Source organism: Nocardia sp. XZ_19_231, assembly GCF_015355705.1.
Taxonomy (GTDB): Bacteria; Actinomycetota; Actinomycetes; order Mycobacteriales; family Mycobacteriaceae; genus Nocardia; species Nocardia salmonicida.
This window is the reverse complement of sequence record NZ_JACUZI010000001.1, coordinates 265,363-285,576: the sequence shown is the minus strand read 5'-3', so window position 1 is coordinate 285,576 and position 20,214 is coordinate 265,363. Positions and strand designations below refer to the sequence as shown.

Annotated in this window: 20 protein-coding genes and 2 tRNA genes; 8 read left to right on the top strand and 14 right to left on the bottom strand. The window is 65.6% G+C overall.

What is annotated here, in order from left to right; translation table 11 throughout:
* Positions 1-49 precede the first annotated feature (49 nt).
* The gene (locus IBJ82_RS01205) at positions 50-751 is read left to right on the top strand and encodes an IclR family transcriptional regulator (protein ID WP_194824114.1); all 702 of its coding nucleotides are present in this window, start codon (positions 50-52) and stop codon (positions 749-751) included.
* Positions 752-802: 51 nt separating this feature from the next.
* Here IBJ82_RS01205 and IBJ82_RS01200 read toward each other — a convergent pair.
* From IBJ82_RS01200 to IBJ82_RS01185, 4 genes are all read right to left on the bottom strand, one after another.
* Positions 803-875, bottom strand: a tRNA-Glu gene (locus IBJ82_RS01200).
* A 28-nt stretch (positions 876-903) separates the two neighbouring features.
* Positions 904-975: transfer RNA gene (locus IBJ82_RS01195), tRNA-Gln, on the bottom strand.
* A gap of 191 nt (positions 976-1,166) precedes the next feature.
* On the bottom strand, positions 1,167-2,642 hold the full coding sequence (gene gltX, locus IBJ82_RS01190) for a glutamate--tRNA ligase (protein WP_194824113.1): 1,476 nt from the start codon (positions 2,640-2,642) through the stop codon (positions 1,167-1,169).
* 19 nt (positions 2,643-2,661) lie between these two features.
* The gene (locus IBJ82_RS01185) at positions 2,662-3,435 is read right to left on the bottom strand and encodes a fumarylacetoacetate hydrolase family protein (protein WP_056811986.1); all 774 of its coding nucleotides are present in this window, start codon (positions 3,433-3,435) and stop codon (positions 2,662-2,664) included.
* 303 nt (positions 3,436-3,738) lie between these two features.
* Between IBJ82_RS01185 and IBJ82_RS01180 the strand changes: the two genes are divergently transcribed.
* Entirely contained in the window at positions 3,739-4,914 is a 1,176-nt protein-coding gene (locus IBJ82_RS01180) for an MFS transporter (RefSeq protein ID WP_194825102.1), read from the top strand.
* A gap of 154 nt (positions 4,915-5,068) precedes the next feature.
* On the opposite strand, the gene IBJ82_RS01175 is transcribed toward IBJ82_RS01180, so the two are convergent.
* Together IBJ82_RS01175 and serA are read right to left on the bottom strand one after the other, a co-directional pair.
* Positions 5,069-6,076: a 3-isopropylmalate dehydrogenase gene (locus tag IBJ82_RS01175; protein WP_194824112.1), complete on the bottom strand. Its 1,008-nt coding sequence runs from the start codon at positions 6,074-6,076 to the stop codon at positions 5,069-5,071.
* Between the two features lie 118 nt (positions 6,077-6,194).
* Complete coding sequence (serA, locus tag IBJ82_RS01170; RefSeq protein WP_194824111.1) at positions 6,195-7,793, bottom strand: phosphoglycerate dehydrogenase; 1,599 nt, start codon at positions 7,791-7,793, stop codon at positions 6,195-6,197.
* A gap of 135 nt (positions 7,794-7,928) precedes the next feature.
* Between serA and IBJ82_RS01165 the strand changes: the two genes are divergently transcribed.
* The gene (locus IBJ82_RS01165) at positions 7,929-8,732 is read left to right on the top strand and encodes a nucleotidyltransferase domain-containing protein (RefSeq protein WP_194824110.1); all 804 of its coding nucleotides are present in this window, start codon (positions 7,929-7,931) and stop codon (positions 8,730-8,732) included.
* A gap of 72 nt (positions 8,733-8,804) precedes the next feature.
* Here the strand turns inward: IBJ82_RS01165 and IBJ82_RS01160 are convergent, their stop codons facing one another.
* Positions 8,805-9,008, bottom strand: coding sequence for a cold-shock protein (locus IBJ82_RS01160; protein WP_056812000.1), 204 nt, complete (start codon positions 9,006-9,008; stop codon positions 8,805-8,807).
* Between the two features lie 420 nt (positions 9,009-9,428).
* Here IBJ82_RS01160 and IBJ82_RS01155 point away from each other — a divergent pair, with 420 nt between their 5' ends.
* Positions 9,429-10,211: an MHYT domain-containing protein gene (locus IBJ82_RS01155; RefSeq protein ID WP_194824109.1), complete on the top strand. Its 783-nt coding sequence runs from the start codon at positions 9,429-9,431 to the stop codon at positions 10,209-10,211.
* A 13-nt stretch (positions 10,212-10,224) separates the two neighbouring features.
* Here the strand turns inward: IBJ82_RS01155 and IBJ82_RS01150 are convergent, their stop codons facing one another.
* Entirely contained in the window at positions 10,225-10,428 is a 204-nt protein-coding gene (locus IBJ82_RS01150; protein ID WP_194825101.1) for a cold-shock protein, read from the bottom strand.
* Between the two features lie 168 nt (positions 10,429-10,596).
* Between IBJ82_RS01150 and IBJ82_RS01145 the strand changes: the two genes are divergently transcribed.
* Entirely contained in the window at positions 10,597-11,889 is a 1,293-nt protein-coding gene (locus tag IBJ82_RS01145) for a hypothetical protein (protein WP_194824108.1), read from the top strand.
* Here IBJ82_RS01145 and IBJ82_RS01140 read toward each other — a convergent pair.
* Positions 11,879-12,322 carry an NUDIX domain-containing protein gene (locus IBJ82_RS01140; RefSeq protein ID WP_194824107.1) on the bottom strand — a complete coding sequence of 148 codons (444 nt, stop codon included), beginning with the start codon at positions 12,320-12,322 and terminating at the stop codon, positions 11,879-11,881. The genes IBJ82_RS01145 and IBJ82_RS01140 overlap by 11 nt on opposite strands.
* 75 nt (positions 12,323-12,397) lie before the next feature.
* Between IBJ82_RS01140 and IBJ82_RS01135 the strand changes: the two genes are divergently transcribed.
* Positions 12,398-13,042: a hypothetical protein gene (locus tag IBJ82_RS01135; RefSeq protein ID WP_194824106.1), complete on the top strand. Its 645-nt coding sequence runs from the start codon at positions 12,398-12,400 to the stop codon at positions 13,040-13,042.
* Between the two features lie 17 nt (positions 13,043-13,059).
* Here IBJ82_RS01135 and IBJ82_RS01130 read toward each other — a convergent pair whose 3' ends face one another.
* Positions 13,060-13,323, bottom strand: coding sequence for a hypothetical protein (locus IBJ82_RS01130; RefSeq protein ID WP_194824105.1), 264 nt, complete (start codon positions 13,321-13,323; stop codon positions 13,060-13,062).
* A 161-nt stretch (positions 13,324-13,484) separates the two neighbouring features.
* Complete coding sequence (locus tag IBJ82_RS01125) at positions 13,485-14,363, bottom strand: hypothetical protein (protein ID WP_194824104.1); 879 nt, start codon at positions 14,361-14,363, stop codon at positions 13,485-13,487.
* A 224-nt stretch (positions 14,364-14,587) separates the two neighbouring features.
* On the opposite strand from IBJ82_RS01125, the gene IBJ82_RS01120 reads away from it, so the two are divergent.
* The gene (locus IBJ82_RS01120; protein WP_194824103.1) at positions 14,588-15,106 is read left to right on the top strand and encodes a hemerythrin domain-containing protein; all 519 of its coding nucleotides are present in this window, start codon (positions 14,588-14,590) and stop codon (positions 15,104-15,106) included.
* A 65-nt stretch (positions 15,107-15,171) separates the two neighbouring features.
* Here the strand turns inward: IBJ82_RS01120 and IBJ82_RS01115 are convergent, their stop codons facing one another.
* Positions 15,172-16,329, bottom strand: coding sequence for an MFS transporter (locus IBJ82_RS01115; RefSeq protein ID WP_194824102.1), 1,158 nt, complete (start codon positions 16,327-16,329; stop codon positions 15,172-15,174).
* 77 nt (positions 16,330-16,406) lie between these two features.
* Between IBJ82_RS01115 and IBJ82_RS01110 the strand changes: the two genes are divergently transcribed.
* Positions 16,407-17,153, top strand: coding sequence for a helix-turn-helix domain-containing protein (locus IBJ82_RS01110; RefSeq protein ID WP_194824101.1), 747 nt, complete (start codon positions 16,407-16,409; stop codon positions 17,151-17,153).
* 77 nt (positions 17,154-17,230) lie between these two features.
* Here the strand turns inward: IBJ82_RS01110 and IBJ82_RS01105 are convergent, their stop codons facing one another.
* Both IBJ82_RS01105 and IBJ82_RS01100 read right to left on the bottom strand, forming a co-directional pair.
* Complete coding sequence (locus IBJ82_RS01105; protein ID WP_194824100.1) at positions 17,231-17,674, bottom strand: hypothetical protein; 444 nt, start codon at positions 17,672-17,674, stop codon at positions 17,231-17,233.
* A 124-nt stretch (positions 17,675-17,798) separates the two neighbouring features.
* Complete coding sequence (locus IBJ82_RS01100) at positions 17,799-20,162, bottom strand: UvrD-helicase domain-containing protein (protein WP_370585096.1); 2,364 nt, start codon at positions 20,160-20,162, stop codon at positions 17,799-17,801.
* Between the last annotated feature and the right edge of the window lie 52 nt (positions 20,163-20,214).

Below are 20,214 nucleotides of genomic sequence, written 5' to 3'. Positions count from 1 at the left end.
TCGACGGGCATACTTGGTATCTCAGCATTTGAGACGTTAGTATCGTTCTATGAGACAGCATAGCGGTATCGGTGTTCTCGACAAAGCCGTGGCGGTGCTCTACGCCGTCGCCGACGAGCCCTGCGGTCTCAATGACCTGTGCACCCGCACCGGCCTGCCGCGTGCCACCGCGCACCGGCTGGCGGTCGGGCTGGAAACGCACCGGCTGCTGGCGCGCGACGGCAACGGATTGTGGCGGCCGGGGCCCGCGCTCACCGAGTTGTCGGCGGGGGCGGCCGATCCACTGGTGGAGGCCGCGGCTGCCATTCTGCCCCGTCTACGCGAGATCACCGGCGAAAGCGTCCAGCTGTACTGCCGCGACGGACACGCCCGCGTCTGCGTCGCGGCACTGGAGCCGCCGGTCGGCCTGCGCGACACCGTGCCGGTCGGTTCGCGGCTACCGCTCACCGCGGGTTCGGCGGCGAAGGTGTTGCTGGCGTGGGCCGATCCCGAGTTGCAGCGCACAGTCCTCGCCGACGCGGTGTTCGGCGACCGAGCGCTGGCCGAGGTGCGCAAGCGGGGCTGGGCGCAGAGCGCCGCCGAGCGGGCGCAGGGTGTGGCGAGTGTGTCGGCGCCGGTGCGCGATGCCGGCGGGGTGATCGTGGCCGCCGTTTCGGTGTCGGGACCGATCGATCGAATGGGCCGCAGGCCGGGCGCGCGCTGGGCCGCGGATCTGGTCGCGGCTGCCGAGGCACTGCACAAGCGATTGTAGAAACGAAGAAGGCCCCCGGTCGCATTCGACCGGGAGCCTTACTTTGCTTTGTAGCCCCGACGGGATTCGAACCCGCGCTACCGCCTTGAGAGGGCGGCGTCCTAGGCCGCTAGACGACGGGGCCAGGACGATCTCACCAGGGTGAAACCTTGCTGGGGTACCAGGACTCGAACCTAGAATGGCTGTACCAGAAACAGCTGTGTTGCCAATTACACCATACCCCAAAGACCGAAACGCCCGACCTTGCAATCTCCACCGAGTGGTTGTCGGTGTTGCGAGGCCGTGTTCCGCGGCGATGAGAAGATTACCAAACACTAGGGGGTAAACTACAAATCGCCTGGTCAGAACCTGCTTTTCGGCTGTTTTCGCACCCTGGGAGCGGATGCGGCGCGGTGGCCGCATCCGCTCCACCCAGCTACTGCGCGGCAGGAGCCCAACCACGCGCGGCACGCAGCCGATCGAGCGAGGCCTCGCGGCCCAGCAATTCCATCGACTCGTACAGCGGCGGGCTGATGTGCGAGCCCGTCACCGCGACCCGCACCGGCGCGAATGCCTTGCGCGGCTTGAGCCCCAGATCGTCGATCAGCGCCTTTTTCAGCGCCTCCTCCAGTGCCGGAGTGGTCCACTCGCTCAGCGGCTCCACAGCGGCGATCGCGGCGTCGAGCACCGGGTCGGCCTCGGCGCCGAGGTTCTTGGTGCCCGCCGCTTGGTCGATCGCGAACTCCTCGGGCGCGACGAACAGGAATTTCAGCAGGTCCCACGCGTCACCGAGCACCACGATGCGGGTCTGCACGAGTTCGGCGGCGACCAGGAAGGCCTTCTCGTCGATTTCGGCGCCGATGTGGCCCTGCGCGGTGAGGAACTCGCGCAAACGGTGACCGAAATCGCCGGGCTCGAGAAGACGAATCTGCTCGGCGTTGATCGCGTCGGCCTTCTTCTGATCGAAGCGGGCCGGATTCGAATTCACCGAGGAAATATCGAAAGCCGCGACCATTTCCATCATGGAGAACACATCGCGATCCTCGCCGATGCTCCAGCCGAGCAGAGCGAGGTAATTCAGCAAACCCTCGGGGATGAATCCGCGGTCGCGGTGCAGAAACAGATTCGATTCCGGGTCGCGCTTGGACAGTTTCTTGTTGCCCTGGCCCATCACGAACGGCAGATGCCCGAACTCGGGCGTGAACTCGGCAACCCCGATACGCTGCAGCGCGGCATACAGTGCGAGCTGACGCGGCGTCGAGGAGAGCAGATCCTCACCCCGCAACACATGGGTGATCCGCATCATCGCGTCGTCGACCGGATTCACCAATGTGTAGAGCGGGTCGCCATTGCCACGGGTGAGGGCGAAATCGGGAACGGTACCGGCTTTGAAGGTGGTTTCCCCGCGAACGAGATCGTTCCATCCGAGATCTTCGTCTGGCATCCGCAATCGGACCACCGCGGGGCGGCCCTCGGCTTTGTACGCCGCGATCTGCTCGGCGCTGAGATCGCGATCGAAATTGTCGTAACCGAGTTTCGGATCGCGACCGACAGCCCGGTGCCGGGCCTCGACCTCCTCCGGCGTCGAGAACGCTTCATAGGCCTCGCCCGCCTCGAGCAGCTTGCGCACCACATCGAGGTGCTGATCGCGGCGCAGCGACTGCCGGTAGGGCTCGTAGGGTCCGCCGACCTCGGGGCCCTCGTCCCAGATGAGGCCGAGCCAGCGCAGCGCGTCGAGCAGCGCGCGGTAGGAATCCTCGGAATCGCGTGCGGCGTCGGTGTCTTCGATGCGGAACACGAACTTGCCGCCGTGGTGGCGTGCGTATGCCCAGTTGAACAGCGCCGTGCGCACCAGGCCGACGTGCGGCGTGCCGGTCGGCGACGGGCAGAAACGAACCCGGACTTCAGTCATGACTCTCTTCTCCGCTGTATCAGCGCTTGGTGGCAACAGGATTGGTGAGGGTACCGATGCCCTCGACGGTGACCGACACGTTCTGCCCGGCCTGTAGCGGACCGACGCCTTCCGGTGTGCCGGTGAGGATCACGTCACCGGGCAGCAGGGTCATCACCGAGCTGATCCATTCGATGATCTTCGGAATATCGTGCAGGAACAGCGAAGTGCGGCTGCGCTGGCGGACCTCACCGTCGACTTCGGTGGTGATCTCCAGATCGCTTGGGTCCAGCGCGGTTTCGATCCACGGGCCGAGCGGGCAGAACGTGTCGTAGCCCTTGGCCCTGGTCCACTGGCCGTCGTGGCGCTGCTGATCGCGAGCGGTGACATCGTTGGCGACGGTGTAGCCGAGGATCACCTCGGATGCCTTCGCCGCCGAGACGTCCTTGCACGGACGGCCGATCACCACGGCCAGCTCGCCCTCGAAATCGACCTGAGAAGAGCTGGGCGGCAGGATGATCGATGCGTTCGGGCCGATGATCGACGTATTCGGCTTGATGAAGATCACCGGGTCCACCGGCGCCTCGCCGCCCATCTCGGCCGCGTGGGCGGCGTAGTTCTTGCCGATGCAGATCACTTTGCTCGCCAGGATCGGCGCCAGCAGGCGGATATCGGCCAGCGGCCAGCTCCGCCCGGTGAACGTCGGCGAGCCGAACGGATGTTCGGCGATCTCCTTGGCGACGGCATCGCTTCCGTCGCCCTCGATGCTCACGAAAGCAACTCCATCGGGACTGGCAACTCGACCTAAGCGCATGCCCCGGAGTCTATCGAGACGGGGCTACCTGCCCGAACGCGCCCGTGATGCGGCCGGGGTCGCTCGATAGCGGTTCGGAAGAAGTGTGGACAAGCTCACACCGGTGCGATTCGAAGCCACTGCCCGCGTGCGGGATTCGCGAGTGCCGTGATGTGACCCGTCAGACACCTCTCCGGTGGGCAAGATCCACGGGTCATCGGTGTAGCGTGATCATCAATGTTCAAACAATGAGACATCAATCTCAGATAGTGAGATGCAATCGTGCAATCCGGCGAGGTGAGAATCGTGACAGACGCGCGGGCGATGGTCGAAGTAGCGCAGATCGGTGACGGCAGACGCTGGTTGATGCTCGCCCTCGGCGTCTTCGCGCAGACCTCGAGTTCGATCTTCATCCACGGCACCCCGTTCCTGCTGCCCGCGCTCACCGCTCGTGGCGATTCGCTCGCGTCCGCCGGCGCGCTGGTGGCACTACCGACCGTAGGTCTGGTCTGCACCCTGATCGCGTGGGGGTACGTGGTCGACCGGATCGGCGAACGCATCGTGCTGGTAGCGGGAACGCTGCTGATGTTCGCGGCAGGCGTCGGCGCGGCCGTGGTGGACGACCCGGTCGCGTTCGGCGTGCTGCTGTTCGTGGGCGGCATCGGCGCTGCCAGCTCCAACGGCGCCAGTGGCCGGGTGATCGTCGGCTGGTTCCCGCCGGATCGGCGCGGCCTGGCCATGGGTATCCGCCAGACCGCGCAACCGCTGGGTGTCGGCATCGGCGCGCTCACCATTCCGTGGGTGGCCGCACACCACGGCATCCCCGCGGCCCTGTTGGTGCCCGCGCTGATGGCCGGTGTCGCCGCGATCGGCTGCCTGGTCGGCATCGTCGACCCACCGCGACCGGCGGCGAAGGCCGCCGACCGCGCCAACCCCTATCGCGGGGACTCCACCCTGTGGCGCATCCACGGCGTCTCGATCCTGCTGGTCGTCCCCCAGGCCACCCTGTGGACCTTCGGCCTGCTGTGGCTGCACGTCGACCTGGGCTGGTCACTGGCCGCCGCGGGCGCGCTGATGACCGCCACCCAATTTCTGGGCGCCGCGGGAAGAATCGGCGCGGGAGCCTGGTCGGACCGAGTCGGCTCCCGCCTCGGCCCCCTGCGCCAGGTAGCCATCGCCGCCGCGGTCGCCATGGCCGCCCTGACGATCACCGCCTGGACCGACTGGTGGTGGGTCGCCGTCCCCCTGATGGTCGCGGCTTCGGTGATCTCGGTGTCCGACAACGGCTTGGCCTTCACCGCCGTGGCCGAAATCGCGGGCCCGTTCTGGAGCGGCCGAGGCCTCGGTATCCAGAACACCGGCCAGAACCTCGCAATAGCCGCCGTCCCACCACTTTTCGGTGCCGTCATCACAGCAACCGGCTTCCCCGTGGTGTACGCCTTGGCGGCGGTCGCCGCTGCGGCAGCGGTGCCCTTGGTACCCAGAGGACCCCGAAAGTAGCTGCGCGGCACGGGCATCACGGCCCGCGAATTGCGTTCCGGCACAGCCGAATACCTGTATTCCTCACTCGCCGAACGTAGTTCCGCTCGTACCCGCAGATGACAAAGGCTCGCTCCGGCATTCAGCCGGAGCGAGCCTTTCGCGTGCGGTGGGATCAGACGATGGCCGCGATGCGGTCGCCGACCTCCACGGTGGAGGCGGTACCGGTGCGCGAGGCAAGGTCCTTGGCCACAGCGGATTCGATGCGGGCCGCGCCCTCGGTGTTGCCGAGGTGGTTGAGCAGCAGCGAAACCGAGAGGATGGCGGCGGTCGGGTCGGCCTTGGACTGGCCCGCGATGTCGGGGGCACTGCCGTGGACCGGCTCGAACATCGACGGGTTGACGCCCGAGGCGTCGATGTTGCCCGAGGCGGCCAGGCCGATACCACCGCTGACGGCGGCGGCGAGGTCGGTGATGATGTCGCCGAACAGGTTGTCGGTGACGATCACGTCGAAGCGGCCCGGGTCGGTCACCATGTGGATGGTGGCGGCGTCGATGTGCTGGTAAGCCGTGGTCACCTCGGGGAATTCGACGGCGACCTCGTCGACGGTGCGCTGCCACAGCGAGCCGGCGAAAGTGAGCACATTGTTCTTGTGCACCAGGGTGAGGTGCTTGCGGCGGGCCTGCGCGGTGGCGAAGGCGTAGCGCACCACCCGCTCGATGCCGAAGCGGGTGTTGTTGGAAACCTCGGTCGCCACCTCGTGCGGCGTGCCGACGCGGATCGCGCCGCCGGTGCCGGTGTAGGGGCCCTCGGTGCCCTCACGCACGACCACGAAGTCGATATCCGGGTTGCCCGACAGCGGGCTGGTGACACCGACGTGCAGCTTCGACGGACGCAGGTTCACGTGATGGTCCAGCGCGAAACGGGTCTTGAGCAGCAGCCCACGCTCGAGCACACCGCTGGGCACCGACGGATCGCCGATCGCGCCGAGCAGGATCGCGTCGTGCTGCTTGAGCTCGGGCAGCACCGACTCCGGCAGGATCTCCCCGGTGCGGTGGTAGCGCGCGGCGCCCAGGTCGTATTCGGTCTTCTCGACCCCGGGCACCACCACGTCGAGCACCTTGAGCGCCTCGGCGATGACCTCGGGACCGATGCCGTCACCGGCGATAACTGCGAGTTTCATGAACTAGCTCCGTTCGAAGTCGGGGCGGACCGTGCCGCGCCGGGATACAGGTGCGCGCCGCCACCGTGAGGTGACGGCGCGCAGCTGCCGATGTCCCGGCTGTACCGGGACGAACAACTCAAACCAGGTCGACCAGGACGACCTTCGAGGCACCGACGGCCTCGGCGATCGCGGTCTGCACCTCGGCGGGAACCTCGGCGTTGACGCGCAGCACCACGGTGGCGCCTTCGGCATCCACGTCCTGGCTCAGCTGCGCGGCCAGGATGTCGATCTCGGCCTCGCCCAGCAGGGTGCCGATCTTGCCCAGCGCGCCCGGCTTGTCGCTGTAGTTCAGCACGGCCAGGTTCAGGCCCTCGGCGCGCATGTCGTAGTTGCGGCCGTTGATGTTGACGATCTTCTCGACCAGGTTCGGCTCGGTCAGGGTGCCTGCCACGTTCAGAGTCGAACCGTCGCCGAACACGGCGCGCAGGTCGACAACGCTGCGGTGGGTCGGGCTCTCCGACGCGGTGGTGACGGTGGCGGTGATGCCACGATCCTTGGCCAGCGCCGGGGCGTTGACGAAGGTGACCTGGTCCTCGACCAGCGCCGAGAACACACCGCGCAGCGCGGACAGTTCCAGCACGGCGACGTCCTGCGCGGACAGCTCGCCACGGACCTGCACCTCGACACTGACGGGCAGCTCGCTGGCGATGGCGCCCAGCAGCGCGCCCTGCTTGCGGACGACATCCAGCCAGGGGGCGACCTCGTCGGTCACGGCGCCACCGGTGACGTTCACCGCGCCCGGTACGAACTCACCGGCCAGCGACAGCAGCACCGACTTGGCGACATCGGTGCCCGCGCGGTCCTGAGCTTCCGAGGTGGAAGCGCCGAGGTGCGGCGTCACGACGACCTGCGGGAGGTCGAACAGCGGCGAGTCGGTGCACGGCTCGGTCTCGAACACATCCAGACCGGCGGCCCGCACGTGGCCGGACTTGATGGCGTCGGCGAGCGCCTGCTCGTCGATCAGCCCACCACGGGCGGCGTTGACGATGATGACGCCCGGCTTGGTCTTGGCCAGCGTCTCGGCGTTGAGCATGCCCTTGGTCTCGGGCGTCTTCGGCAGGTGGATGGAGATGAAGTCGGCGCGCTCGAGCACCTCCTCCAGGCTCAGCAGCTCGATGCCGAGCTGGGCGGCGCGAGCGGGCGAGGTGTAGGGGTCGTAGGCGATGATCTTGGTCTCGAAAGCGGCCAGACGCTGCGCGAACAGCTGACCGATGCGGCCGAGGCCGATCACGCCGACGGTCTTGCCGAAGATCTCGACACCGTTGAACTTGCTACGCGCCCAGGTCTTCTCCCGCAGGGTCGCGTCGGCGGCCGGGATCTGGCGCGCGGCCGAGAGCAGCAGCGTGACAGCGTGCTCGGCGGCGGTGTGGATGTTGGAGGTCGGCGCGTTGACGACCATCACGCCACGCTCGGTGGCGGCGGGCACGTCGACATTGTCGAGGCCGACACCGGCCCTGGCGACGATCTGCAGCTTCTTGCCCGCGTCGAGCACCTCGGCGTCGACAGTGGTGGCCGAGCGCACGAGCAGCGCATCGGCCTCGGGGACCGCGGCGAGCAGCGCCGGGCGGTCGGGTCCGTCGACCCAGCGAACCTCGACACCGTCACCGAGTGCGTCGACGGTCGACTGGGCGAGCTTGTCGGCGATCAGAACTACAGGACGGCCTGCTTGGCTCACTGTGGGGTACTCCTGGGGAAGAATGGGGGTCGGCAGTTACCGCGGCCCAGAATAGTCGCCCGAACTTCGGCTGCCCTTACCCCCCTGCCCGAAAACCGGGTGAACCCTGGGCGCCGCCCCCTCTACCATCACCGCATGTCCTTGCGCACCGTCCCCGAATCGATGGACCCGGCCGTGGTGGCCGCCGTCGACACAGAGCTCGATCGGGTGGCGGCCGAGCACAACGTGTCCATCCGGCTCGCTATCGAAAGCGGCAGCCGTGCTTGGGGTTTCCCCTCGCCGGACTCCGACTACGACTGCCGTTTCGTGTACGTGGCCGGCCTGGACACCTATCTGTCCCCGTGGCGCACCCGCGATGTGATCGAAACACCGCTGATCGGCCTGCTCGACGTGAACGGCTGGGATCTGGCGAAGGCGCTGCGCCTGTTGGTGGCGGGCAACGCGGTGCTCGTCGAATGGTTGATGTCGCCGATCGTCTACCGCGGTGACGAGGCGTTTCGCACCCGACTGCGCGAGGTGGCCACGGAGGTCGCCGATCGCGACCGGATCGCCCGGCACTACCTGCACCTGGGCGCGCGCCAGTGGGCGCTGTTCGACCGCAACGGCGGTTTGAAGAAGGTGTTCTACGCGCTGCGGCCGGCGATGGCGCTGCGTTGGTTGCGCGAGCACCCCGGTGCCGCGGTGGCGCCGATGCACCTGCCGACGCTGATCGCCGAGTGCGAGCTGCCGACCGACCTCGTGTCGGCGATCGCCGAGCTGACAGATCTCAAGTCGAAGACGAGAGAGATGGGTTCGGCGGCCCCGCCCGCGCTGATCACAGCGTTCATCGACGCCGAATTCGAGACAGCCAGAGTGGAATTCGCCGCGCGCGGACCACGCGATCTCACCACATCGATGGCCGTCACCGGTGAGTTCTTCCGCGCCGAAGCGCTGCGGTGACTACCCCTGAATAGCAGAAACTCCGCACCATCCGGTGCGGAGCTTCACATTCGTACGCTGGTCAGCGCAGAATCAGATGGCGCGAACGTCCTGCGCCTGCGGGCCCTTCTGACCCTGACCAACTTCGAACTCCACGCGCTGGCCCTCTTCGAGGGACTTGAAGCCGGAGCCGCCGATCGCGGAGTAATGCACGAAGACGTCCGGGCCGCCTCCGTCTTGAGCGATGAAGCCGAAGCCCTTTTCGCCGTTGAACCACTTAACAACACCCTGTGCCATTTCAAAAACCTTCTGTAGATGAGCTAGGTCCTAATAGTCCGGCCCTGGTCTCGGTGTCCACCATGCCACGATCCGACGAATTCGGCCACATCGCACAGTGCAAAGTGTGCGAACTGTGAGGAACGCAACCCTCGGATGCTGCCAGCCGGCGCTGTCACGGACGTGACGCAGCCCGCTTTTTCGGGCGGATGCTCAGCGTATGCCGAGGTAGTTGCTCCGCGGATGCCGGATCAGCTGTGGACGCACGCACCGAACCGACTGGAACGCTTCACCATCGAGAACCCTACGCATTGTGACGAGGCACCGTCAGCAACCCTTTACATTTTCGATAAACCCAGTACGGCAAATTCTCTACCAGCGTATTTTCCGAGTTCGTGAGGGATCGCACGCCTCGCCGAGAAATCACGCAAGGAGTAGACGGTGCTGGATATCAACCATTTCACTTACGGCTGGGTGACCCCCCTGCTGGCCTATGCCATGTCGGTCGTCGGGTCGATGCTGGCGCTGCGTTGCATGGTTCGCTCGCGCGCATCGGGCATGCACGGCGGCTGGCTCACCGCGGCTGCGATCGCACTCGGTGGTACCGGCATCTGGGTCATGCATTTCATCGCGATGCTCGGTTTTTCGGTACACGGCGTGACCATCCGCTACAACGTCCCCATCACCTTGTTCAGCGCAGCCGTGGCCATGGGTGTGGTGTGGCTCGGATTGTCGATCGTGGTTCGCCGCAGCTGGGACAGCGTCGCGTTACCGGTCGGTGGCACGATCACCGGACTCGGTGTCGGGGCCATGCACTACGCGGGCATGTACGCGATGAAAACCGACGCCGAGATCATCTACGACCCCGTCGTGGTCGCCGCGTCGCTCGCCATCGCGGTGATCGCCTCGATCGCGGCGCTGTGGTTCGCCCTGCACATCCACGGCTTCCTCGCCACCATCGGCGCCGCCGTGCTGATGGGCGTGGCCGTCACCGGCATGCACTACACCGGCATGTTCTCGATGAGCGCGCACACCAGCGCCCACGTCGCCCATGCCACCGGCGCCAGCGCCGCCCAACTGCTCACGCCGCTGATCATCGGTATCAGCATGGTGACCATGATCCTGCTGATGCAGGTCGGCATCACCGAGGCCGAGGACCCCAACCTCACCCGCCCGGTCCACGGTCAGCGCGCGAGCCGCTTCTGGCCGAGCGGCCAGAACTGAAACTCTCTTCTGATCACCCGGCCCGCACATCGTGCGCTTCGGGTCCGCGCCGAGTCTCGGTGACGGTGTATTCCACACGCTGACCGTCGCGCAGCGTGCGAAACCCCCCGCCGACCAGCTCGGTGTACTCGACGAACACGTCTGGTCCACCGGCGTCGGGAGTGATGAACCCGAAACCCTTACCGCCGTCGAACCAGGTCACGACCCCGCTCGGCATCATCGGCCTCCGACTCCTGTGCCTGCCAACCTGATTCGTCAATCGTCGCATGCCGGTGCCCGCGACACGAACGGCATTCGATTCGAGGAGCCGATCGCCCGGTGACGAAATGGATATGCTCCGGACACGGTCCGCCCGGATCGGGTCAGCCGCGAGAACGGGGATTCGGTGCAGCCTTCGACCGTTCGCTGCGCGGCCGAAACCGTCACGATCTTCGTCGCCACCTCGGTCGCGGCGCTCGCGATCATGCTGCCGATCAGTTTCTCGTCGTTGGCGGCGTCGCTGCATGTCGACCTGCTGGTGTTCAACGTTCCGCGGGCGATGACCGGTGCGGCGTTCATCGCGGTGATCACCGCCGCCGTCACGGTGGCCATCGGCAGCCCGCGAACGGCCCGCTGGACCGCGCTGATCGCGCTGGTCGGCATCTTGGTGAACCATCTCGCGTTGATCCCGGACAGCGCCGACGGCCAACTCGACGTTTTGTCGCTGCCCACCTTGAACTTCATCGACGCTCTGCTCGCGGGTGTTGTCATCGGCGCGCTCGCGATCGCCGTCTGGAACGACCCGCTGCTGCGAACCGTCTACCTGTTCGGCACGCTCGGCGGCACCATCCTCGGCGACCTGACCCAGTCGCCCACCGACCCGAACTCCGACGGTTTCAGCGGCGCGCTCGGCGGCACGCTGCCCCTGTGGTTCATCGCGGCCAGCGTGCTCGCCCTCGCCTACTTCGCGCTCACCACCGCGGCCTCGCCCCGCTGGAGCACCGAAACCGCCATCCCCCTGGCCCCCGTGTTCGCCGCCGTCGTCGCCTACACGGCGACCATCATCACCGCGCTCGCCGTGGCATCCCACAAGACCAGCGCCCCCTATCTGATCATCGCCTCGATCGCCGCCATCGCGACCGCGGTCGCCGCCGCGCTGATCCTGCCGGGACGCGACGGCCTTCTGGTCCTGCTGATGAGCAGTTTCTCCGTCGCGGGCAGCCTCGTCACCACGCTGCCGCGCTCCAGCTGGATCGACGTCGCCACGCTGGCAGCCACCGCCGCCGGCCTCCTGATCGGCATGCGCACACCGCGTCCGCTGGTAGCCGCGGCGAGCGTGCTCGCCCTGGCCTGCTTCGTTCTCGCCGCCGACGTCTTCGCCCCACCCGCCACTCTCACCGCCACCTTCGGCTGCCTCGCCCTCGGCGCGGTAGCCGGGTACTGCCTCGGCACGTCGGTTCCGCAGAGCCCCCCGTCCGGGACCGTCGGCCTGGCAATCCTGTTCGTGCCCTCGATCGGAGTCGCCCTGAGCGACAGCAACTTCGGCCACCTCGCCTATTCGTCGTCCTGGTACCGCACCGCCGACGTCGACCGCGGTGTCGGCCCCGGCGTGGTCGCGATCGTCGTTGCCCTCGGCTGCGCGATCGCAGTCCTTGCCCTGATGCGCCACCGCGCCGCGCCGCCGACCGTCAGCCCGTAGTCGATTCCCACCCGTACTCCGAAAATGCTTGCCCGGCTACCACTTTGCCGATGCCCACTCGGCAGTAGTCGACGATCTCGCCGGGCAAGCCCGCGGGATCGAACCATGCCAGTTCCGAACACTTCTCGGGCTCGCGGTTGGTGACCGGACCCGTCCAGCGCCGCACGGTGAAGAACATCTGCACCCGCTCGTCACTGTGCAACACATGCGCAAATTCCACATCCCGAGCATCGATCTCGACGCCCACCTCCTCGCGCGCCTCCCTGATCAACCCGGCCACCACCGACTCCCCCGCCTCCAGATGCCCCGCAGGCACATGGAACAACCCGTCCCCGAACCCCGTATTCGCCCTGCGCCCCAACAACACCCACCCCTGCGCGTCGACCAACACCAGATGCACCCCCACCAGCACCCGATACTTCTCCACCGTCACCCCTCCTGAACGATTTCCCCACCCGAGAACTTCGAGACCGTGACTGCCACAAATGTTTCGGGGTATACCCACACTATGAGTTTCCCGGTGTCCTTCGGGGTGGCCCAGGTCGGTCTCCTGGCCATGATCGCCCTCGCCGTCGCCCTGCTGATCACGGCCGCACTGGCCGCCACCCGCCGCCGCGGACCCAGAGCCGTTCTCGGCCGCGCGGTCCCCGGCGCCGCCATCCTCGTGGTCGCGGTCCTCCTACTCTGGATCGCCACCCTCCTACAGACCTACCTCGGCCTCACCGGCGAAATCAAAGCCGCCCACGTAGTCGCCAAACCCGTTGCCGGCCAAGAACACCAACTCGACCTCGTCCTCACCCAGTTCGACGAAGACGGAAACGCGAGCCAGCCGACAACACATCGCATCGAGGGCGACATGTTCGCCCTACAGTCCAACATCGTCGAACTCGAACCGTGGGTCAACGCCCTCGGCTTCCACTCCGGCTACAAGCTCAGCCGCCTGTACGGCCAACGCCTCGACGGCAAATCCCCCGCCCAAGACCACACTTTCCTCAACGGCGGCGACCGCGACTTCTTCGAAGACATGAACGAAGACCGCTGGTACACCAACCCCTTCGTCCGCTCCGCCTACGGCAACGCCGTCATAGCCACCCCCGGCGAATACGACGTCTACATCTCCCGAGACGCCATCAAAGTCCGCCAAACGGACTGATCCGCGCGGGAAACCGCTCAGTCGAAGAGTTCGCCGGCCCCGGTCGCGGTCACTGCCTGCAACAGCCATGCGTTGAGCTGATCGAGGTCGGCGGTCTCGGCGAGGAGTTTTCGCTGGGCCGAAGAGAGCTCGATCCCACGACCGGTGAGTACCGTCAGCACCGAGCGCGCGACTCCCAAAGAGAGCCCTTCCTCGAGCGCCTCCGCACGGCCTTGCTCACGCCCCTGTGCACGCAACCGCTGAGCAGATTCCGAACGGAAGAACGACAGATCCGTGTCCATTTGTCCCTCCAAAGCTGGGCTGCGTCGACACCATCTACCTACTCGAAACAGGCCGTGAAATCCTCGCCGAACCCACGCTGCTGTTCACCGAGTTCGCGGAGTAGACGACGCCCGCGGCGATCGAGCGGGCCGGGGTCGACCGCCCCGGCAGCACTCATAGCTCAGTCGAAGAGTTCGCCCGCGCGGGTGGCGGTCACTGCCTGCAACAGCCAAGCATTGAGCTGATCGAGGTCGGTCGTTCCAGCGAGCAGCTCGCGTTGGGCCGCCGAGAGCTCGATTCCGCGACCAGTGAGGACAGTCAGCACCGAGCGTGCGACTCCCAAACCGACCCCCTCTTCGCGTCCCTGGGCGCGCAGCCGCTGAGCAGACTCCGAACGGAAGAACGACAGATCCGTTTCCATTTTGTCCCTCCAAAGCTGGGCTGCGTCGGTATGTGAAATTCCCTGTTCGATGAGTTCAGCGTAGAACGCGGTCTCACCATCCAATCCGTGTCGCCGGAACGCGATGATGATCGACTCCAGTATCGCACCGATCTCGGGCTCACGGGCGTGAGTAATCGCCGACAGTGCAGCAAGAGGCAGGTCGGCGAGGACATCCGCCGGGTCAGTGATGGCAGGCACGTTGTGTGGGCCGAGGACGATGGGCAGCACAGTGAAGCACGTCCAGCCCCGATACGTGAGCGTCAACGGCTTGCTCGCCCAGGTGGCGGTCTCCTTGTCGTGGCAGACGACCACCAGCACCACAGGCAACCGATACTTGTTGTGCAGGAAAGTCACGTAGTACGACCACGCGGCTACCCGCGAGTTGTCGCTGCTCGATTGCGCCTCCACAATGAGCAAGAACTCATCCACCGCGGTCGTGACCCGCAGGATCGTGTCAGCCCGCCGTTCAACCGGCGCCGTCTCCGTCAGGTCGACCGAAATCTGTTCCACTGCAACGGGATCAGGGAACGGAAGGTCGAGCACACGGAAGGCATGACCGACCGCCGCGGCGTTGTGAGTGAAGATCCCGTGCATCGCTTCATGCGATGAGCTGACCATGCGCGAAGGCTATCAATCTTCGAACGAGAGTTCGAATCGGACAATCGGCACACACGGGCTGCTCTGCGGCGCAAGCGCTTCGACACCTTGAACGCTGAAAGTCGTCGGCTCGAACCGGAGACGCTCACGCATGGACTTGGGTGAATGAACGATGTCCCGCCTCGTCTCGCGCGGATGTAATTGATCCAAGACGCGGATCACCCGCAAGACGAAAGGTCAGGCAGATGTCCGAACGCGATGTGGCCATGATGCACGCAGCACACGACGCGTTCCGGCGCGATCTCCGAGCGCTTGCCGCCGCCCCGGATCGTGAGCGCTGGAAGCAGTTTCGTACCCAACTGACCGTCCACCACACCGCGGAGGACGTCGTGCTCTGGCCGAGTCTGCGCCGCCGCGGCGTGGACGCGCAGTTGGTCGAGCAGATGGCCGCTGAACACGACCGAATCGATCCCCTACTGGCACAGGTGAATCGGACATTCGATACCGCGGGGCCGGACGCCGCGCGACCGACGCTTGTGGCACTGTCCGAGCTGTTGCACACCCACTTGCGGCACGAAGAGCAAGAAACTCTGCCTTTGATCAACGACCGAGAATGGTCGCTGCTCGACCGAGAGATGCGCCGCCGCATCGGACTCCGCGGTATTCGGTCCTATTACTCGTGGCTGCTGCGGGATGTGGAGGGTGAACGCCGCCGCAGGGCACTGTCCACGATTCCCCGCCCGCTCCGTTTGGTGATCTCGTAGACGAAGAGTTCCCTCACCCATAGGCTGCGCGACTCGACCGTTCATGGTTGCTACCTCGGTATCGGCTATCTTGCCGATGGGCTCGAATATTTCACTGCCGATACAGATTTAGGCGTGACCGGTTCGGGCAGTGTGCGGAACAGCAGCCAACTCAGAGCGGGCATCAGAATCAGAGGGGTCAGCGCGGTTCGCAGCGACGTTGCGTCGGCGATGCCGCCGATGAGGGGCGTGGCCAAGCCGCCGATACTGACGGTCAGTCCGAGGGTGATGCCGCTGGCGGTGCCCACGCGCGTGGGCAGGTAATCCTGGCCGAGAGTCACTTGCAGGGAGAACGGGATGTACAGGCCGACAGAGGTCAGCGCGACGAAAAGGTACATCGCCGGTCCGGGAATGAACATGATCCCGGCGATGGCGGCGACGGTCAGCAGGTAGGACCAGCGGGCAACGGTGACCCGGTCCCATCGGTCGGCCAGCGTGCCGCCCAGCACCGAGCCCACCGCGCCACCGAGGTAGAGAACAAACAGCGCCGCGGTGCCCGCTGTCATGCCGCCGCCCATCCGTTGCTGGGCGTACAACGAGATGAACGTGCTCAGGCCGACGAAAGCGATGGATCGAAAGACCACGGCCAGCGACAGTTTCACGAACGATGCCTTGTCGTCGGTACCCGGGCCGACAGCATTGCCGGAAACGACGAAGGTCGGCGTGCGCAATGCGCGCAGGACAGGCAGACACAGCACACTGCCTGCCAGGGCCGGCACCATCAGCAGGGGCGATAGGCACAGGCCGCCGGAAAAGACGACGGCAGTGACCATGAGCGGCGCCGCCGCGAAGCCGAGGTTGCCGCCGAGCGCGAACCAACCCATCGCGCTATGTCTGCCCTGGCTGACGAGCCGCGCGACGCGAGCGGACTCAGGGTGGTAGGCCGCTACTCCTACCCCCGACACGGCCACGAACGCCAACGTCAGCGCGTACGAACCACTCAGACCGCTCAGCGCGATGCCGAGTCCGGCCACGATCGTACTAACCGGAAGGAGCCATGGCATCGCCCATCGGTCCGTGAGCAGGCCGAACGCCGGCTGGGCAACCGAGGACAGCAGCGTCGCGGCGAGCACGATGCCCGACACCGCGGCGTAACTGTAAGCGTGCTCTGCGACGAAGAACGGCACGAGCGCGGCGACCGAACCCTGGTAGATGTCCACGCAAGCGTGGCCGGTCGAGAGCATGATGATCGAGCGGTTTTTGCCACGTCACCATGCTCATCGACGCGCGATGTGTCGTGCTTCCGATAAACTGCCAACAAATGACGGAAATCCGCCACATGCCCGTAGCGCCGACCCGCACTCAATGGCTGATGCCCGGAGGCGCCATCGACGCGCACCGTCACGACGACCACCAGATCGTTTACGCGGGCCGCGGCGTACTGGCCGTGACGACAAACGCCGGTGCGTGGATCGCGCCGAGCACGCGCGCCATCTGGGTGCCCGCGGGCACTACGCACGCGCACCGGGCTCATGGCGAGCTCGAACTGCACCTGGTCGGCCTACCCGCCGCCGACAACCCGCTCGGCCTGGACGACCCGACCGTCCTCGCCGTCGGCCCCCTCCTCCGGGAACTGATCCTCGCCTACACCCACAACCCGGACGACGACAGCCCCGAACGCGAACGACTGCGCGCGGTACTGCTCGATCAACTGCGAGCGTCAACCCAACAGCCCCTGCATCTGCCCACACCGACTACCCCTCAGCTGCAAGCACTGTGCGGAATCCTGCACGCGAACCCTGCCGACGACCGCAGCCTGGCCGCACTGGGTCGGCAGATCGGCGCCAGTGACCGCACCCTGTCCCGCCTCTTCAAAGCCGATCTGGGCATGAGCTTTCCGCAATGGCGCACCCAACTGCGCCTGTATCACGCCTTGGTCCTGCTTGCCGAGAACACTCCGGTAACCACTGTGGCGCACCTATGCGGCTGGTCCTCGGCCAGCGCATTCATCGACGTATTCCGCCGCACCTTTGGACACACCCCTGGATTGCGCCAACGATGCCAATAGAGAGCCCGTTCGGTATGGCTTCCACATAAAGTGCCAGGCGAAGTTCATCTGTTTCCAGGTGCGCAGGATCGACCGGATCAGGTGGGGGCTGCCGCCGAGAGCTGCGCGGCAGACATAGATCTGGTCGAAGGCTGCTTCGCCGAGGATGTGGAGTGCGGTGTAGGGGTCTGAGACTGTGGGGCGTACACGAGCTGGGCTCGCCGCCACATGCGTCCGAGGAAGCGGCGGGTGGGATCGCAGCCGAGGACGCGGTCGCCTGGGGGATTTGGGTAGCGCCAGTGGGCGACGTCGGGGAGAACGACGAGCGCTAGAAGAGCCCAGACTTCGCCGGAGGCTGCCTCGGCGGGCGAGATTCGCATCTCACGGTGCAGGGCTAAGGCGAGCTGCAGGTCGAGGCTGTTCTTCTGCTTGGCATCTGACGGTTCAGGGAAGCCGGACTCTTTGGCCAAGTCGATGACGATGTTGCGCAGGAGCTGGAGCTTGGCCTGCTCGATCCGGGTGCCACCGGTCGCGACGAACACCCGCTAAGCTGTCCGCGAGCGACCAATGCGGAAGCGATGCATCCACGGTCCATGGTGCTACCGAGCGGAATATGCTGCACCACAGTAAGTCTCATTGCCATCCGAACGATCCTGACACAGGCTCTCAGTAGGTTTGCAAGGAACTGGCGGTAAATGAGGACAGCTCCTTTGTCCACACAACTGCCAGCCGCTCACGAGCCCGTGACCCCGCCACATACAGTAGATTTCGCAGCTTGTTCTCCTCCAACTCCCGCTCCGGGCCTGTCATTTTCTGCACGTAGAAGGGCGGGAAAGTGTCGGCGCCAAGCCGAGCGAGGACAACGGCACGGAACTCGAGGCCTTTCCCACGGTGCATCGTCATCACGCGAACCGCCTCACCGAGCTTGTCCTCGTCTGATCGATCAGTGACAACTACACTCTCTACACCACAGGCTGTCAGCGATTCCGCGATGTCGTTCACAGCCGTGCGGTCGAAAGCGAAGACAGCGATGTCGGACAGTGCGATCCCATCCTTGACGCAATCGGCGATCTGTTCCGTGATTCCCCCGTCCTCTTCGGCGAGATCCTTGAAGCACCGAGACACAGGGACCGGCCCATCGAACACCGACCGCGCGCCAGCGAGCGTGTCCGCGGCGAGGTCGAGGTCGTCAACATCCGCGTCGACGACCTTTAGACACCACTGCAGGATCTCTTTGGAGGTGCGGTAGTTGATGGTGAGCCTGCGTGATCGCCCCCGAGTCTCGATCCCGTAGCGGGACAGCGGCGCCGGGCGCCCGTAGATGCGCTGGTGTGCGTCACCGACGATGAAGAGGTCGTCGGTGCCCGGCGCGACGAGTGCACGCAGCAGCTTCCAGTGCGCGGGATGTAGATCCTGAGCCTCGTCGATCACGGCGTGGCGGTATCCAAGCTGATCCCGCAACGACGGGTCGGCGACCAACATCGCGGCCGCCTGCGAGGCGAGCTGGGTGAAAGTCATTAGCCCCCGTGAGCGCATCAGGCGTTCGAACTGCTCGATCACCTGCCACACGTCGGCTCGCTGCGACCTGGTCAAGCGCTGGCTACGCCCACTACGGGTGACGCGGAGGTAGCCGGCCTCGTCCGAAATCGCGTTGCCGAGAACCACCTGGGACCACTCATCGGTGAGAACCGCAGGATCCCACTGGCCGACCGCGACCAACGCCGCGCTCGACCAGAGCTCCAGCACCTCGGCGGCGTCAGCTGCAACGAATTTGACCGAACTCACGGCCTTGCGGCGCACGTCCGAGGCGGTGACCACGCTGCGGGCCAGTGAGTCGATATTTACGACGTCGACCCGATCGACGATGTTCGGTCCCGCCAGCTGCTTCAACTGAGATTCGATTGTGCGGGACAGGTTCTTGGTGAACGTCGTGAACAGGACCTTATGCGTCGACGAGTCCGCTTCCAGTCGGCGCGCGAGGTGACGGGCCCGGTGAATCGCGGTCACTGTCTTCCCGGTACCTGCGCCGCCAGTGACTCGGAACGGTCCGTTCCATCCCGTGTTCTGGGCGAGCTTGCGCTGCAATGGATGCAGCCACACCCTCCACTTCGCGAAGTCACCTTCGAGTACGGCCCGAAGTTCTTCCTCGTCTTCGCCCGCGTATGTGGTGAAGCTGAGTCGTGACAACGGACGCTGCAGCGCAGCGTCGAGGTCGTCGACGTCGACCTGGCCTGGATCCTCGATCACCAGGTCCGCCCAAACCTCGTCAGGGCTCTTGCCATAGGCGAGGTCGAGTACCGCGTTTGCCTGCGAAGAAGGCAACGCATCGGCGATCGCCATGAGATCGTCCTCGTCGGTCACCTTCTTGAGCTGTTCGGCGATCTCGGGATCGACACCGAACCGTTCCAGGTCCCGCTGCTTGACCTTGGCCGGCATGATCGGTTTTGTAGACGGTCCGACCGGCTCCGTGCTGCGCGCCTTGTCTACGGCATCCTCGAGCGCGATGGCGTCGAACAGCTCAGCGGCGCCGGTCTTGGCGTTGACCTGGAAGGTGAGCTTACTGGCGTAGTCGTATGCGGCATCATGCTTCTTGACCGCGACTAGATACAAGATGCTGGTTCCGTCGTCCTCACCGGCGACCATGAGAACAGCGCGGTAGTGGTCGGTCACGCGTGCCGTTCGCACCCGATTGTTCTGCGCCAGCTTCGGAATCTTGTAGTCGAGTCCCGGAGCCTCTGGGTCCCGCTGGATCTTCATGATGAAGTCCACAACGCGCTGCTTGACGCTGCCCTCGAGTCGGTCGTAAGAGCGGTCGAACAGGTCGTGCATACGCACTTCGGCCTTCACTGCGTACTCCCCTTCACCGTGTCCTCGATCTCGCACGCAAGCGTATCGGGGTCGAACGATCCTTCCGCGCTTCCGTGGAATCCACCGTCCGACCCTGCCAGACAAGCCAATTGTCGGCTCGTGGTAATCGTCGACTATGGCAGTCACCTTGGTGTGGCGACAGCCCCAGTCGCCCTGCCACACGGCTAGTCAGTGCCAATCTCGATACCCGGCTCTGGCACTTCGCGACCCTCAC

What these genes read in the sequence shown, in the direction of transcription:
- IBJ82_RS01160 (WP_056812000.1), bottom strand. Translation starts at nt 9,008, where the DNA reads ATGGCACAGGGTGTTGTTAAGTGGTTCAACGGCGAAAAGGGCTTCGGC.
- IBJ82_RS01205 (WP_194824114.1), top strand. Translation starts at nt 50, where the DNA reads ATGAGACAGCATAGCGGTATCGGTGTTCTCGACAAAGCCGTGGCGGTG.
- IBJ82_RS01135 (WP_194824106.1), top strand. Translation starts at nt 12,398, where the DNA reads ATGAGTTTCCCGGTGTCCTTCGGGGTGGCCCAGGTCGGTCTCCTGGCC.
- IBJ82_RS01185 (WP_056811986.1), bottom strand. Translation starts at nt 3,435, where the DNA reads ATGCGCTTAGGTCGAGTTGCCAGTCCCGATGGAGTTGCTTTCGTGAGC.
- IBJ82_RS01120 (WP_194824103.1), top strand. Translation starts at nt 14,588, where the DNA reads ATGTCCGAACGCGATGTGGCCATGATGCACGCAGCACACGACGCGTTC.
- IBJ82_RS01110 (WP_194824101.1), top strand. Translation starts at nt 16,407, where the DNA reads ATGACGGAAATCCGCCACATGCCCGTAGCGCCGACCCGCACTCAATGG.
- IBJ82_RS01125 (WP_194824104.1), bottom strand. Translation starts at nt 14,363, where the DNA reads ATGGTCAGCTCATCGCATGAAGCGATGCACGGGATCTTCACTCACAAC.
- IBJ82_RS01165 (WP_194824110.1), top strand. Translation starts at nt 7,929, where the DNA reads ATGTCCTTGCGCACCGTCCCCGAATCGATGGACCCGGCCGTGGTGGCC.
- IBJ82_RS01115 (WP_194824102.1), bottom strand. Translation starts at nt 16,329, where the DNA reads ATGCTCTCGACCGGCCACGCTTGCGTGGACATCTACCAGGGTTCGGTC.
- gltX (WP_194824113.1), bottom strand. Translation starts at nt 2,642, where the DNA reads ATGACTGAAGTCCGGGTTCGTTTCTGCCCGTCGCCGACCGGCACGCCG.
- IBJ82_RS01175 (WP_194824112.1), bottom strand. Translation starts at nt 6,076, where the DNA reads ATGAAACTCGCAGTTATCGCCGGTGACGGCATCGGTCCCGAGGTCATC.
- IBJ82_RS01180 (WP_194825102.1), top strand. Translation starts at nt 3,739, where the DNA reads ATGGTCGAAGTAGCGCAGATCGGTGACGGCAGACGCTGGTTGATGCTC.
- IBJ82_RS01130 (WP_194824105.1), bottom strand. Translation starts at nt 13,323, where the DNA reads ATGGACACGGATCTGTCGTTCTTCCGTTCGGAATCTGCTCAGCGGTTG.
- IBJ82_RS01150 (WP_194825101.1), bottom strand. Translation starts at nt 10,428, where the DNA reads ATGCCGAGCGGGGTCGTGACCTGGTTCGACGGCGGTAAGGGTTTCGGG.